This is a genomic window from Beijerinckia sp. L45, assembly GCF_009765775.1.
Lineage (GTDB): Bacteria > Pseudomonadota > Alphaproteobacteria > Rhizobiales > Beijerinckiaceae > RH-AL1.
The window spans coordinates 1,517-15,223 of sequence record NZ_LMUU01000243.1 but is presented as its reverse complement, the minus strand read 5'-3'; the positions used below and the strand labels follow the sequence as shown (position 1 = coordinate 15,223).

Below are 13,707 nucleotides of genomic sequence, written 5' to 3'. Positions count from 1 at the left end.
TCGTCGCGGAATCGGCCTTAATGACGGCAGCGGCTTGCCTTACGCCTCTACCGCGGGTCGCCCCCGGCGGCGGGCCGCCTCGGGGACGATGGTGAGCATAGTGTCGCGCTCCAGCGTGACGCGGGTGCCGCTCAACGTTCCGCGATAGGCTTTCTGCGCACGCAGGGCGGCGGCGATGGCCGCGCCCAAGGTTTCCAGGCGGTCGAGACGCGGCGTCTTGGCCGCCGGCGCGACGCTGGCGATGGCATGGCGCAGCACCCGGATGAGAATTTCGGGCTTGGCCTCCGCCAGCGGCGCGAGCGGTGCCGCGAAGCCGGTCGCGTCGCTGGTGACGGTGAGCAGACCGAGACAGCGCTGCGCTTCCGCCTCCAGCGCCTCGTCGGCCCGCGCCATCCGCGTGGCAAGGCGGGTCAGGGCAAGCGTATCGAGCCCGAGCTTTTGGGCGGCGGGCGCCTGGGCGCGCAGCGTTCCCCGGGCGTAGGCCGGATCATGGTTGGAGGGATCGTCGACGAAGGCCTGGCCCGCCGCCACGCAGATCGCGATCAGATCGGCCTTGGTGTGGCCCAGCAGCGGGCGCACCAGGGTGAGGCCCCGCGCCAGTCGGGTCTCACGGCGCATGCCGGCCAAGCCGGCGATGCCGCTGCCGCGCCCGAGCCGGAACAGCACCGTCTCCGCCTGGTCGTCGGCATGATGCGCGGTGAGGATATGCTTTGCCCCGATCCTTTCGGCATGCGCGACGAGCAGCGCATAGCGGGCACCGCGGGCGCGTTCCTGGATGCGGGTGCGCGGTTTTGGCCCCAGCCACGGCAGGATCGCATGAGGGAGACCGAGGCTTTTGGCCACCATCGCAACGCCTTCCGCCTCTGCGGCAGAATTTGCGCGCAGACCGTGGTCGACGGTGGCGACATGCAAAGGCGCGCCGCCCCATCGCGCGGCGAGATGCATCAGGGCCAGAGAATCCGGACCGCCCGAGACGGCGAGCAACAAGGGCGTATCTTCGAGGCCGGCGAAAACGCGCTCGCCGTCATCCATGCCTCACCTCAACACTGCGCGCGCTTCGCCTCGCGCTCGGCGCCGGTCTTCACGTAGGCCGGGGCCGCCGGATACTTGCGTCCGATCTCGGTGAAGGCGGAACACGCCTGCTCCTTGGCGCCGAGAGCCTTCAGCGATACGCCGAGCCGCAGCATCGCCTCGGGGGCCCGCGCCGACTGCGCATAGTCGGTGGAGATTTTGAGATACTGCTCGGCTGCCTCGCGCTGCCGGCCGCGCTGCGCATAGGTCTCGCCGAGGTAATAGGTGGCGTCGGCGTTCAGCTTGCTCTTCGGATTCTTGGTCATGAACGCGGTGAAGCCTTTTTCGGCCGCCTCATACTGCTTGTCCTTGTAGTAGCCGAGCGCGACGTCGAACTCTTCCTTCGGCGAGTTCGGGGCGATGCTGGCGATGACGGTGCCGTTCGGCGTCACCGTGCCGCCGGCGCTTTTCGGCGTCGTTGCGGAGGGCAGCTGCAGGGTCGGCGCGATGGCGCTGCTCGAGCCCGTCCCGACGTTGCGGCCGCCCGAAAGATCGATCGGCGCATCGCCGGCATCGGGCGTCGTCGCCGCCACCGCACCGATCGGCTTCGGCGCGCCGGGCGCCGTCGGAGCGGCGTCGGGATCGAAGGCGTCGCCGCGACGCAACGCCTTGCTGTCGGCGAGTTTCGCCGGCGGCGTCACGGGGTCGGCGTCCATCGGCGCCCCGCTCAGGCCCGACGCATCGCTGTGCTTGCTCGGCGCGCCGCCACCCTTGCCCTGCAGGCGAAAATCGACATCGGCCTGGAATTTCGTGACCTGATCGACGAGCCGGCGGTTGGCGTTCTGCAGCTCCTCGATCTGCCCGGTCATCTCGCGGATGCGGCTCTCCAGCTTGCCGACGCGCACCGACACCGCGCCGGGATCGCCGAGATCCGCGCCGCCGCCCGAGGGGCTGTTAGGCCCGCCGTAGCGGTAGCCGGCCCCGCCCGAGGGGTCGTCCTGATAACCGGCCGGCGGCCGATCATAATCCTGCTGCGCAAAAACCGGCCCGGCGGCGAGCGGCAGGAGGAGCGCGGCAAGGGCAAGGGGGCGCGTAAACAACATCCGAACAAAGTCCCGTGGCGAGAGCGGCCAAGCGCTAGCATAAAGCCGGGGAAAGCGGGCAGATTTTGGCGAAATATGTCCGATCCGCACGCGATCCTGCTGGCAGAGGTCCGCGCATCCGATTTCGGCGACGGCCAGCGGCAGGATCGGCAAACGACTGGCGGATCCGCAGTCGCAACCATGCCGGGCGCGCTACCCCGGGTTTGTAGACGCGCGCGCACTTGTGGGATAATATCCCACTCAACTGCTGCGCCCGGTTCTCCAGAACTCGCACGGCGGCCAGAGCTGCTTGGGTGTTCATGCTCCCCCAGGATTATCATCCCTCAAGCAGCTCGCTTTCATTGCCAGAATCCCGGTCGTAGTTACGGCGCCTCCGCCTCATCGCGCAGCACCCGCGCGACGAACCCGTGCGCATCATGCGAAAACGCGCGCATCAGCTTATAGTGGCTGGTGTCCTCCAGCGTCGTCGGCTGAAACCCGCGGGCCGAAACCTCCAGCAAGGTCGCGCCGGGATAGGCCATCAGGATCGTTGCGTGGGTGGCCAGGATCACCTGGGCGATGCCCGACCGCTCCATCCGCCCCAGCAATTTGAGGAACGCCACCTGGCGCGACGGCGACAGCGCGGATTCCGGTTCGTCGAAAATGTAGATGCCCTGGCGCCGGCAGCGCTCCTCGAAGAAGCGCAGAAATCCCTCGCCATGCGAGTGCGAGAGGAAATCCGGCGGCGGCCCGGCGCCGGCGGCCGCCTGGTCGAGATAGCGCGCCACGGAAAAGAAGGTTTCGGCTTTGAAAAACCAGCCCGTGTTCATGCGGGGCAGCCAGCTCGCGCGCAGCGCTTGGGCGAGCTGCCCGCCGGTCGCTTCCACGGCGTCGCTATGATCGACCGGCCGATACCCCGCCGCCCCGCCCGCCTCGTCGAATCCGACCAGCACCGCCAAGGCTTCCAGAAACGTCGATTTCCCCGACCCGTTCTCGCCGACCAGAATGGTAATCGGTTTTTCGAAGGCGATTTCGAAATCGTCGGGAAACAGCGGTAGCCCGAACGGATATTTTTCGCGCCCGCCCGGCGGGATGCGCGCCGGGTCGAGCCAGACGCGGCGGAGGTAGGGGGCGGGAAGGTTGAGGGGACGGCGGGGCATTTTGCGCACGCGATCGGAGGAATGAGGGTTGAGTGTGCCAGCGTTTCCGACCGCCGTCATGCCCGGCCTTGCGGAGCTGGCTCCGCTGCGCGGCGTCCTTCCCCGCAATCCCGAGAGCGAGGATCGGCCAAGCGATTGGTGGCAAGGGGTGCGTCCGAGCTGCCCCCAAATCGCCAATCGGCGAAGGATCAAAACCCCGGCTTCACCACCATTAACGCCAGGATCGCGAGCATCGCCGCGAACGCCGGCACCCCAAGCGCGACCCAGATACGAAACAGACGCACATAGGCTAGCGGCAGGGGCGCCCCGGTCCGCATGGCCTCTCGCGCAAGATCGCGCATCCGCAGTTGGATCCAAACGACCGGCAGCCAGCACAGGCCGACGCCGGCATAGAGGATCAGGCTCAATCCGATCCAGCCGCGCTTCATCGGCAGGCCGGCGAGATGCGCCAGCCAGGCGCCGGTGATCGGCTGAAGGACCGCGGCGTTCGCGGTAAAGATCGTATCGGCGATCACGACAATTCCAGCCACATGGGCAATGACGCGAACGTCGCCCGAGCGATGCGACATCAGCATGAAGAAAGCGATACCGACGCCGGTGCCGAACAGCACCATCGCGCCAATCACATGCACGACCTTCAGCAAGGTATAGAGGTCCATCAGCGCTCGTCCATCAGCGCCAGCGCGCAAGCCGCAAGCAGCGCCGCGGGCACCGTTTTCAGGAACGACCCGAGCGGATCGAGCCACAGGTCCGGGCGCAATATGCTGCCGCCGACGAGATAGACCGCGGAGACCACCAGCATGCCTTGCAGCGCACGCGGCGCGAGACGCCGGTGCGCAACCGCCAACGCCAGGACGATATCGACCAGCGAACCGCCGACCACCGCGCCAAGCGCGAGATGCGGATCGACGCCGACGAGCACCGCCACGGCGGCGGCGCGGCCGAACGTCAACCCAATCAGGCCCGACAGCAGCCAGAACACGAATAGCACCGTCAGCATGAGCGGTTTCAGAAAATAGCTTTTGGCGAACCAGCGCTCCTGCACCCCGGCCGGCGCGTCGACAAGGATTGCATGCAACGACCGCGGCTCGCGCCCCAGCAATCGCGCGGTCATAGTGGCATCGCCGGAAATGCCGCCGCGCAGCTGATCGAGCGTCGTTGAGCGCATCGGGCTGCGCCAGCCGAGCAGCGCCAACATATCGGCCAGCCGCGCCGCCACGGCTGCGGCACTCGTTGGTATCCAAACCTCTCGCGCGGGCCTAAAACCGAGCCAGCCGCGCAGCGCGCGCACCAAGCCCGCAAGGCTGAACATCTCGGCATGTACGAGGTCGATGCTGACGCGGACCCGCGCGTCCACGGCCAGCGCACGCAACACCGCGGCGGCGACGTCGTCCACGCCGATCAGCTGCACCCGACTCTCGGAAAACAGCACAGGCACCAGCGGCATCGCCGCGAGCCCGCGCAGCAGCGCGGTGCCGCCGAAGGCGGCGGGCGCCAGAACCAGGCCCGGCCGCAGGATGATCCAGGCGAGATCGCTGGCGCGGATCGTTGCCTCGGATTCGGCCTTGGTGCGGCTGAAAGGGGTGCGCCCGTCGGCTGCGACACCGGCCGCCGAGATGTGAACGAAGCGCGCAACGCCGGCCGGCCCGCACGCCGCGATCAGCCGCGCGACGCCTTCGACATGGACGCCGCGCAGATCGTCATGCGGGCTGTCCTGCAGCGCCCCGGCGCAGTTCACCACGGCATCGACGCCCCGCAAGAGCGCGACCCACGCCGCAACCGGCGTAGCCGCAAGATCGGCCCGCGCCCAGGCTGCCTCCGGGCAGCGCCGTTCTGCCGCTACGACATCCCGCGCCACGCCCATTACCTGATGGCCCTCGGTCAGCAGCCGCGCAACGATATGCGAGCCGATCAAGCCCGAGCCGCCGAGGACGATGATCCGCATTGCCGCTGATTCCGAACAGGGAGACGCGTCAGCTTAGACCGAGCTGTCGGACCGCGATATCGCGGCCTAGCGCTCCTTCACCCCGGCCTCTTGCTTCTGAATAGAAAGGAGGCCTGTCATGCCCAATTCGTTCCGGGCATCCGGGGCGCACCGCCCAGCCATGACGGGTTTTCCGTCTCCCGCGATGGGGAAGACATGACGCGTTAACACTACGAAAACCGGTTCATTTCAACACATCGATATTTCCGCTATATACGCATTCTTATACGACGACGCCCCGCGCCCAACCCCAGAGTCCCCACACCCCCATGACACGCAAACACTTCGGCACGGACGGCATACGCGGCAGGGCGAATGGGGTGATCACCCCGGAGCTGGCGATGAAGGTGGCGCAGGCGACCGGCATTCTGTTCCAGCGCGGCGAGCACCGCCATCGCGTGGTCATCGGCAAGGACACGCGGCTCTCCGGCTACATGATCGAATCGGCGATGCAGGCCGGCTTCACCTCCGTCGGCATGGACGTGCTGCTGCTCGGCCCGATGCCGACGCCGGCCGTCGCCATGCTCACCCGCTCGATGCGCGCGGACGTCGGCATCATGATCTCGGCCTCGCACAACCCGTACGAGGACAACGGCATCAAGCTGTTCGGGCCGGACGGGTTCAAGCTCTCCGACGAGATCGAGCTCAAAATCGAGGGCCTGATGGACCAGGCCCTGCCGCTCAAGCTGGCGAAGCCGGAAAATCTTGGGCGCGCCAAGCGCGTCGACGACGTGCGGGCGCGCTACATCGAATTCGCCAAGCACACCTTGCCGCGCAACCTCACCCTCGACGGGTTGCGCATCGTGGTGGATTGCGCCAATGGCGCGGCCTACAAGGTGGCGCCGGAAACCCTGTGGGAGCTCGGGGCGGAAGTGTTCGCGATCGGCGTCGAGCCGGACGGGTTCAACATCAACCGCCGCGTCGGCTCGACGGCGCCGGACGCTTTGGTGAAAAAGGTGCGCGAGATGCGCGCCGATATCGGCATCGCGCTGGACGGTGACGCCGACCGGGTGCTGATCGTCGACGAAAAAGGCACGGTGGTCGATGGCGACCAGCTGATGGCCGCTGTGGCACAATACTGGAACGAAGAGGGCAAGCTGTCGCAGCCCGGCATCGTCGCGACGCTGATGTCGAATTTGGGGCTCGAGCGCTACCTCGGGTCGATCGGGCTGTCGCTCGCGCGCACGGCGGTCGGCGACCGCTACGTGCTCGAATACATGCGCCAGCACGGCTACAACCTCGGCGGCGAGCAGAGCGGCCACATTATTCTCTCGGATTACGTCACCACCGGCGACGGGCTGGTGGCGGCGCTGCAGGTGATGGCGCTGGTGAAGAAGCGCGGCCGGCCGGTGAGCGAAGTGTGCCATCGCTTCGACCCCGTGCCGCAGGTGCTCAAAAACGTACGCTTCGAGAGCGGCCGGGCCCTGCCGGAAGAGAAGATCGCCAGCGTGGTGGCCGAAGGGCGGGTGCGGCTCGGCAGCGGCGGGCGGCTGGTGATCCGGCTCTCGGGCACCGAACCGGTGGTGCGGGTGATGGGCGAGGGTGACGATTTCGCGCTGGTGGAATCGGTGGTCGACGACGTCTGCGAGGCGCTGGCGGCGGCGTGACTCCCCTCCTCCTTGTGGGGAGGGGCTGGGGGTGGAGGTCACGCCGTTCGTTGCGGATCTGTTGAAACGCTCCGCATCGACGTCTCTTCCTGAGGATTGAAGAACACCGGGCCCCCCCCCTGCCCCTCCCCACAAGGGGGAGGGAGGCCGACGGCTGATTCAGGGCTCGGCTTGCAAGATCCCAAGGCCCAAACCTGCCCCAAAACGAAACAACTCCTTACCAAAGTCTTTATTCGTACGCCGTCTGTTGCAATCTTAAGGTTAAATCCTAGGGTTAAGGTCCTTTTAAACTGTTGATGCCAGATTGTCCTTCATTGGATGCTTCGGGCGCTCTGCGTGGCCCGGAACGGAACAAGGGACGTTTCACCATGGGCAGCTTCAAGGCTCTCTGTATTGCTGGCATCGCGAGCCTTGCCGCGATGTCGACCGCGCACGCGGCCGATCTTTTCCTGCCGCCACCGCCGCCCGTCGAACCGGCCTACGTGCCGGTCGAATTTTCCGGCGCCTTCTATCTCCGCGGCGATGTCGGCATCGGCATCAGCGACCTGCGCACCCGCGCCTCGACCTTCGACGAGTTCGTGCCGGACGTGCGCTACGAGCAGCATAACCTCGACGACTCCGGCTTCATCGACCTCGGCGTCGGCTACAAGTTCAACAACTATTTTCGCGCCGACGTCACCGGCGAGTACCGCACCGGCGCGCACTTCAGCGCCATCGAGAGCTACAACCAGGGCTTCTTCAACACGCCCCAGGACGGCTCGCGCCTCAACGACACCTACAATGGTTCGATCCGCACCATCGCCGGCCTCGTCAACGGCTACGTCGATCTCGGCACCTGGTACTGCCTGACCCCTTACATCGGCGCCGGCGTCGGCGTCGCCAACGTCAAGGTGTCGAGCATCGTCGATCAGGGCCAGACCGGCGGCTTCGGCTATTCCCAGTCCAAGAGCCAGACGAACTTCGCCTGGGCGCTGATGACCGGCGTCGCCTTCAATGTGACGCCGAGCACCAAGATCGAGCTCGGCTATCGCTACCTCAACATGGGCAACGTCAGCTCCAACGCGATCGTCTGCCAGGACCAGGGCACCTGCCCGAACGAGGTGCAGCACTACAAGCTGGCCTCGCAGGATATCAAGCTTGGCGTCCGCTACAGCTTCGATGTCGCACCGCCGCCGCCGGCCCAGTATCCGATCGTGCGCAAGTACTGATCCCACAGTTCTTACCGGTTCTTTACCAGTCGAACCAAGGCGCCCACGACAACGTGGGCGCCTTTTGTTTTGGCAACAACAACAATCGTCGAAATACGATCGTGGTTAAGAGGCGCTTAAACTTTATCGTTGACACTTCCTTATCGGCAATTCGGGGTCATCCCCGAGTCGCGCCTTTCGGGAAGGTCCCATGTCGCAGCGAAACTTCGTCCTCAGCGTCCTGACGCTCGGCCTGCTGAGCCCCGCTCTCGCACCGAGCCTCGCGCGTGCCGCCGATCTCGACGCGCCCTACATCGGCTCGCAACAGTTTCCCGAGGACAAGGTCGAGTTCGGCAGCGGCTGGTATATCCGTGGGGATCTCGGCGCGACACGATTGCCGTCCATGCAGATCTCGGCACCCAACCTCCCCACGAACATCGCCTCGCCCCTACCCAATGCTCCGACCGCGCTTTTCGGCAACGGATCGGCGCTCGGTTATGATGCATCGCTTGGCGGCGGCTACCAGTTGAACAAGTGGTTCCGAACCGACCTCATCGCCGATTTCCATAAACCGATTTCAACAAGCGCAACGGCCGGCGGCGGTAAAATTTTCTGCCCCACTGCCGTAAGCTACCCGACCGACCCCGCGACCGGCCTCCTCGTCAACAATCCGACTTATGCGAGCGGCGGCTGTACCGCCAACGAAACCGGCAAGCTCAGCAGCTACGACGTCTTGCTGAATGCCTATATCGACCTCGGTACGTGGTACGGCGTGACTCCCTACGTGGGCGCGGGCGCGGGACTGGCCTTCGGGCACTATTCGACATCGGCGACCTACACCCAGGCCAATAACGCCGCCTATCACATCACCTACACGGACGCGTTCTTCGGTACGACCTTCGCCCCGAATTACGACCGTGCGGCCAGCGGCACCTACTACAGCTTCGCCTATGCGCTGATGGCCGGCTTCGCGGTCGACATCTACGACCACACCAAGCTGGATATCGGCTATCGCTATCTCAATCTCGGCAAGATTCCGGGTGTGAGCGGAACGCTATCCTCCAACGAGATCCGCGCCGGCGTGCGCTACATGATTGATGAGTGAGCCATGGGACGCCGCTTGACCAATCTCTAAAACGCCGGCATCCTCATCGGCGGGACACCTCCCCCCAACGGGAGGCGCTCATCTGTAAGGATGGACTAGAGATATGAACATGCAAAAGCCCGGCGCGCGGCCGGTCAATCCGCGTTTTTCGTCCGGCCCCTGCTCCAAGCGGCCGGGCTGGTCCCTGCAAGCGCTGGAACAGGCCGCCCTCGGCCGCTCGCACCGCTCGGGTCTCAGCAAAGGCAAGCTCAAGCGCGCCATCGACCTCACCCGTGAAGTGCTTGATGTCCCGAAGGACTATCGCATCGCCATCGTCCCGGCGTCGGATACCGGCGCCGTCGAGATGGCCATGTGGTCGCTGCTCGGCCCGCGCGACGTCGAAGTGCTGGCCTGGGAAGCTTTCGGCAAGGAGTGGGTCACCGACACGCTCGAAGAGCTGAAGCTGCCGGGCCGCACCATCGTGGCGCCCTACGGCGAGTTGCCCGACCTCTCGGCGATCAATTTCGACAACGATGTCATCTTCACCTGGAACGGCACCGCCGCCGGCGTGAAGGTGCCGAACGGTGACTTCATCCCGGCCAATCGCGCCGGCCTGACCATCTGCGACGCCACCTCGGCCGCCTTCGCGCAGCCTTTGGCGTGGGACAAGCTCGATGTCGTCACCTTCTCCTGGCAGAAGGTGATGGGCGGCGAGGCCGCGCATGGCATGCTGATCCTCGGCCCCCGCGCCGTCGAGCGGCTCGAAACCTACAAGCCCGACCGCGCGCTGCCAAAAATCTTCCGCATGACGGAGAACGGCAAGCTGATCGCGAGCCTGTTCGAAGGGGAGACGATCAACACGCCGTCTATGCTCTGCGTGGAGGATTACCTCGACGCCCTGAGCTGGGCCAAAGGTCTCGGCGGCCTGCCGGCGCTGCACGCCCGCGTCGACGCCAACGCCAAGGTGCTGACCGACTGGGTCGCGAAAACCCCGTGGGTCGACTTTTTGGCCAAGGATCCGGCGACCCGCTCGAATACCGGCGTCTGCCTGTCGATCGTCGACCGCGAGTTCGCGGCCGGCTCGAAGCAGAGCCAGGCGGCGTTCATCAAGTCCTTCGTCAAGTTGCTCGAGCGCGAGGGTATCGCCTTCGACATCGGCGCCTATCGCGACGCCCCTCCCGGCCTGCGGGTCTGGTGCGGCGCCACCGTCGAGACGTCCGACGTCGCGGCCCTGACGCTGTGGCTCGACTGGGCCTTCCACGCCGTGCGCGGCGCGGTGGCGATGGCGGCTTAAGAACACCGCCACGAGCTGGTCCGACGCCCGATTTCCTCCCCCTTGCGGGGAGGGGTCTGGAGTGGAGGGCCCGGTTCCTTCTCGGCCGCGAGAAAAGCCTCCAGATCACGCTACGCGTCGTGATAAACGTACGTCCTGACCCCCACCCCTAACCCCTCCCCGCAAGGGGGAGGGGAGTCCCAGGCTGGATCATGGCACCCCGCGTCCTCATCTCCGATGCCCTCTCGCCTGCCGCGGTGGCCCTGTTCGGCGATCGCGGCGTCGATGTCGACTTCCGCCCGGAACTCGGCAAGGACAGGGACGCGCTCGCCGCGGCGATCGGCGACTACGACGGCCTCGCCATCCGCTCCGCCACCAAGGTCACGAGCAAGCTGCTCGGCCTGACCACCCGACTCAAGGTGGTCGGTCGCGCTGGGATCGGGGTCGACAACGTCGACGTCGCCGCCGCCACCACGCGCGGCGTGATCGTGATGAACACGCCCTTCGGCAATTCCATCACGACAGCCGAACACACGATCGCGCTGATGCTGGCGCTGGCACGCCAGATCCCCGCCGCCGACGCCTCGACCCGCGCAGGTGGTTGGGAGAAGAACCGATTTCTCGGCGTCGAACTAACCGGCAAATGTCTCGGCGTGGTTGGGTGTGGAACCATCGGATCCATCGTCTGCGACCGCGCGATCGGCCTGCGCATGCGGGTCATCGCCTTCGACCCTTTCCTGTCGCCGGAACGCGCGGTGGCGCTCGGCATCGAAAAAGTCGAGCTCGACGCCCTCCTCGCCCGCGCCGACATCATCACTTTGCACACGCCGCTGACGGCGCAGACGCGCGACATTCTGTCCGCACAGAATCTCGTAAAAACCAAACCCGGCGTGCGCATCATCAACTGCGCCCGCGGCGGCCTGATCAACGAGCAAGCGCTGCTCGCCGGCCTCGATAGCGGCCATGTCGCCGGCGCCGCGCTCGACGTGTTCACTGCGGAGCCCCCTGAGGGCAATCCGCTCACCACGCATCCCAACGTCGTCTGCACCCCGCATCTCGGCGCCTCGACGCTCGAGGCACAGGAGAACGTGGCGCTGCAGATCGCCGAGCAGATGTCGGATTTTCTGCTGCGCGGCGCGATTTCCAACGCGATCAACGTGCCCTCGATCAGCGCCGAGGAGGCGCCGAAGCTGCGGCCCTTCATCGCGCTGGCGGGAAACCTCGGGTCGTTTGCCGGCCAACTGGCAGAGAGCAGCATCGAGCGTATCGCCATCACCTATCAGGGCGAGCTGGCCGCGCTCAACACCAAGGCTCTGACGGCAGCGCTGATCGCCGGCCTGCTGCGCCCGATGCTGACGGAGGTGAATGTCGTCTCGGCGCCCGGCGTCGCGCGCGCACGCGGCATCGTCATCGACGAAATTCTCGGCGGCGCCGATGCGGACTACGATTCGCTGATCACCCTCGAGGTGCGTGGCGGCTGCGGCACCCGGGTCCTCGCCGGCACGGTGTTCCAGGGCGGTCGCCCGCGGCTCGTCGCGCTCGATGCGATCAAGGTCGATGCGCCCTTCGGCCCGCAGATGGTCTATGTCGCCAATCAGGACCGCCCCGGCTTCGTCGGCGGCTTCGCCAGCCTGCTTGGCGACGCCGGAATCAACATCGCGACCTTCGCGCTCGGGCGGGACTCCGCTGGGGGCAACTCTGTCGCCTTAGCGGAGGTCGACGGCATCGTGCCGGACGCGGTTCTCAAGCGCGTGCTAGCCTTGCGTCATGTCACGCAGGTGAAGGTGCTTCGGTTTTGAATGCTTTGTCCGCCGGTCTCGAGCGTCGCCTGCTGCAGATTACCATCGCGCTGGCTGGCTTCGTCCCGGTCGGTGCCGGCATGCTGGGCGGCCTACTCGGCTCGACGATGACCGGCGACCCCGTGGCCAGCCTCTCGATCGATAGCCACATCCGCTACCTTTCCGGCCTGCTGCTCGGCATCGGCCTCGCCTTCTGGGAGTGCATTCCGCAGATCGAGCACCGCGGGCCCCGCATCCGCCTGATGACGGCCATCGTCTTTCTCGGCGGCCTGATGCGGCTCATCGGGCTGATCGCCATGGGCGTGCCCGGCGGCGGCATGATCTTCGGGCTCTGCATGGAACTCGTGGTGACGCCGCTCGTCTGCCTGTGGCAGTGGCGGGTGGCGCGACGATACAAGGCCGGCGGTTAGCGCATTTTCCACGAAAGCCGCAGACTTTTGTGATCGAGGCAATGCTCTTACTTTTTGAGAAGAGAGCGGTTTCTGCTCGCTTTGGTGAGTCCGCCAAAGCGGAAAGCGCTGCAGAGCCGGGCACGGCGCTTCGTCGGCGCCGCGCGAAGGGTCTGATCTATTTCCAGCCGCCGCCCGGCAGCCTGCCGTGGTAGGGCGTGTTGCGGCAATGCCCCCACGGGCCGCGCCATGAGCCGGGGCCGCAGGCATAGCCACCGCTTGGTAGCGGTCCGCGATAGGGCGTGTCCCGGCAATGCCCCCACGGCCCGCGCCACCGACCCGGCCCGCACCCTTGCGCGACAAGAATGATCGCCGCGGGATCACGAAAATCTTGCTGGATCGGCAGCGCGTCGGCTGTCCCCGCCATAAAGCTTGTCGTCAACACAAGCGCACTCAATACACCCGCAATTATTCGCATAGCCTTGGCCTCAAACCCCATAACCTCATGGTTTCAAAGCTTTACAACTGGCGGCAGCGACGGTTCAAGGCTAATCTGGTGGTATCGTCAATATTGGATTGCACGACGTCTCATGGGAGCGACAGCGTGCGTATAATGATCATTCTTGCAGCCCTCACCGCGCTCTGTGTCGTCACGCCATCGTCGGCGCAGAGCGATCTTGCGCAACAACGCCGAGCCTGCCGAGGTGACGCGATGCGATTATGCTGGAAATATGTGCCAAATCGCGCGGAAATCACCGCATGCATGGCGGCCAAACACGACCAGTTGAGCCCTGGCTGCATGCGTGTTTTCGATGCCGGGATGAGGCACTAACGTATTTCCCACTGGACGCGCCCGCGGGCACGCCAGTGCTTTGACATGGCCAGTAACGAACGTGCGGTTTCCAGAAACGCCCAAAACGCACCGCGCTGCAGATGGCGGATGCTTCCGGAAACGGTACGACCGGACTGTTACCCCCGCTCCATCGCCCGCAAACCCGCAATCAGCCCCGCCGTCGATGAATCCAGTTCTCTCGTCGAGGCCGCGGCATCGGAAACGATCGGCACCAGCCGGCTCGCCAGTTCCTTGCCGAGTTCGACGCCCCACTGGTCGAAGGAATCGATGTTCCAGAT

General features: G+C 65.7%; 13 protein-coding genes. 6 read left to right on the top strand and 7 right to left on the bottom strand.

Going from position 1 to position 13,707, the window contains the following annotated elements:
• Positions 1–39: 39 nt before the first annotated feature.
• The 5 genes from tilS to GSQ79_RS25035 form a co-directional block, all read right to left on the bottom strand.
• Positions 40–1,032, bottom strand: coding sequence for a tRNA lysidine(34) synthetase TilS (gene tilS / locus GSQ79_RS25055; RefSeq protein WP_158811481.1), 993 nt, complete (start codon positions 1,030–1,032; stop codon positions 40–42).
• An 8-nt stretch (positions 1,033–1,040) separates the two neighbouring features.
• On the bottom strand, positions 1,041–2,114 hold the full coding sequence (gene ybgF / locus GSQ79_RS25050) for a tol-pal system protein YbgF (protein ID WP_158811480.1): 1,074 nt from the start codon (positions 2,112–2,114) through the stop codon (positions 1,041–1,043).
• Between the two features lie 362 nt (positions 2,115–2,476).
• Complete coding sequence (locus tag GSQ79_RS25045; protein ID WP_158811479.1) at positions 2,477–3,253, bottom strand: AAA family ATPase; 777 nt, start codon at positions 3,251–3,253, stop codon at positions 2,477–2,479.
• Positions 3,254–3,441: 188 nt separating this feature from the next.
• Positions 3,442–3,912, bottom strand: a complete 471-nt coding sequence (locus GSQ79_RS25040) for a DUF2269 domain-containing protein (protein ID WP_158811478.1) — start codon at positions 3,910–3,912, stop codon at positions 3,442–3,444.
• Positions 3,912–5,198, bottom strand: a complete 1,287-nt coding sequence (locus tag GSQ79_RS25035) for an SDR family oxidoreductase (RefSeq protein ID WP_158811477.1) — start codon at positions 5,196–5,198, stop codon at positions 3,912–3,914. Before GSQ79_RS25035 ends, GSQ79_RS25040 begins: the two co-directional genes overlap by 1 nt.
• A gap of 308 nt (positions 5,199–5,506) precedes the next feature.
• Between GSQ79_RS25035 and glmM the strand changes: the two genes are divergently transcribed.
• The 6 genes from glmM to GSQ79_RS25005 all read left to right on the top strand — a co-directional run bounded on the left by glmM (position 5,507) and on the right by GSQ79_RS25005 (position 12,597).
• A complete protein-coding gene (glmM, locus tag GSQ79_RS25030) occupies positions 5,507–6,844 on the top strand; it encodes a phosphoglucosamine mutase (protein WP_158811476.1) in 1,338 nt (445 codons plus the stop codon).
• A gap of 368 nt (positions 6,845–7,212) precedes the next feature.
• Positions 7,213–8,052, top strand: a complete 840-nt coding sequence (locus GSQ79_RS25025) for an outer membrane protein (RefSeq protein ID WP_158811475.1) — start codon at positions 7,213–7,215, stop codon at positions 8,050–8,052.
• 190 nt (positions 8,053–8,242) lie between these two features.
• Positions 8,243–9,136 carry an outer membrane protein gene (locus tag GSQ79_RS25020; RefSeq protein WP_158811474.1) on the top strand — a complete coding sequence of 298 codons (894 nt, stop codon included), beginning with the start codon at positions 8,243–8,245 and terminating at the stop codon, positions 9,134–9,136.
• A gap of 103 nt (positions 9,137–9,239) precedes the next feature.
• Complete coding sequence (locus GSQ79_RS25015) at positions 9,240–10,409, top strand: phosphoserine transaminase (RefSeq protein WP_158811473.1); 1,170 nt, start codon at positions 9,240–9,242, stop codon at positions 10,407–10,409.
• Positions 10,410–10,600: 191 nt separating this feature from the next.
• On the top strand, positions 10,601–12,187 hold the full coding sequence (gene serA / locus GSQ79_RS25010; protein WP_158811472.1) for a phosphoglycerate dehydrogenase: 1,587 nt from the start codon (positions 10,601–10,603) through the stop codon (positions 12,185–12,187).
• Positions 12,184–12,597, top strand: coding sequence for a DUF4345 domain-containing protein (locus GSQ79_RS25005; protein ID WP_246725570.1), 414 nt, complete (start codon positions 12,184–12,186; stop codon positions 12,595–12,597). The genes serA and GSQ79_RS25005 overlap by 4 nt, the downstream gene beginning before the upstream one ends.
• A 157-nt stretch (positions 12,598–12,754) precedes the next feature.
• Here the strand turns inward: GSQ79_RS25005 and GSQ79_RS25000 are convergent, their stop codons facing one another.
• Both GSQ79_RS25000 and GSQ79_RS29890 read right to left on the bottom strand, forming a co-directional pair.
• Entirely contained in the window at positions 12,755–13,003 is a 249-nt protein-coding gene (locus GSQ79_RS25000) for a hypothetical protein (RefSeq protein WP_158811471.1), read from the bottom strand.
• A gap of 542 nt (positions 13,004–13,545) precedes the next feature.
• On the bottom strand, positions 13,546–13,707 hold a 162-nt coding region (locus tag GSQ79_RS29890; protein ID WP_246725571.1), incomplete at its 5' end, for a hypothetical protein.

What these genes read in the sequence shown, in the direction of transcription:
- tilS (WP_158811481.1), bottom strand. Translation starts at nt 1,032, where the DNA reads ATGGATGACGGCGAGCGCGTTTTCGCCGGCCTCGAAGATACGCCCTTG.
- ybgF (WP_158811480.1), bottom strand. Translation starts at nt 2,114, where the DNA reads ATGTTGTTTACGCGCCCCCTTGCCCTTGCCGCGCTCCTCCTGCCGCTC.
- GSQ79_RS25045 (WP_158811479.1), bottom strand. Translation starts at nt 3,253, where the DNA reads ATGCCCCGCCGTCCCCTCAACCTTCCCGCCCCCTACCTCCGCCGCGTC.
- GSQ79_RS25040 (WP_158811478.1), bottom strand. Translation starts at nt 3,912, where the DNA reads ATGGACCTCTATACCTTGCTGAAGGTCGTGCATGTGATTGGCGCGATG.
- GSQ79_RS25035 (WP_158811477.1), bottom strand. Translation starts at nt 5,198, where the DNA reads ATGCGGATCATCGTCCTCGGCGGCTCGGGCTTGATCGGCTCGCATATC.
- glmM (WP_158811476.1), top strand. Translation starts at nt 5,507, where the DNA reads ATGACACGCAAACACTTCGGCACGGACGGCATACGCGGCAGGGCGAAT.
- GSQ79_RS25025 (WP_158811475.1), top strand. Translation starts at nt 7,213, where the DNA reads ATGGGCAGCTTCAAGGCTCTCTGTATTGCTGGCATCGCGAGCCTTGCC.
- GSQ79_RS25020 (WP_158811474.1), top strand. Translation starts at nt 8,243, where the DNA reads ATGTCGCAGCGAAACTTCGTCCTCAGCGTCCTGACGCTCGGCCTGCTG.
- GSQ79_RS25015 (WP_158811473.1), top strand. Translation starts at nt 9,240, where the DNA reads ATGAACATGCAAAAGCCCGGCGCGCGGCCGGTCAATCCGCGTTTTTCG.
- serA (WP_158811472.1), top strand. Translation starts at nt 10,601, where the DNA reads ATGGCACCCCGCGTCCTCATCTCCGATGCCCTCTCGCCTGCCGCGGTG.
- GSQ79_RS25000 (WP_158811471.1), bottom strand. Translation starts at nt 13,003, where the DNA reads ATGGCGGGGACAGCCGACGCGCTGCCGATCCAGCAAGATTTTCGTGAT.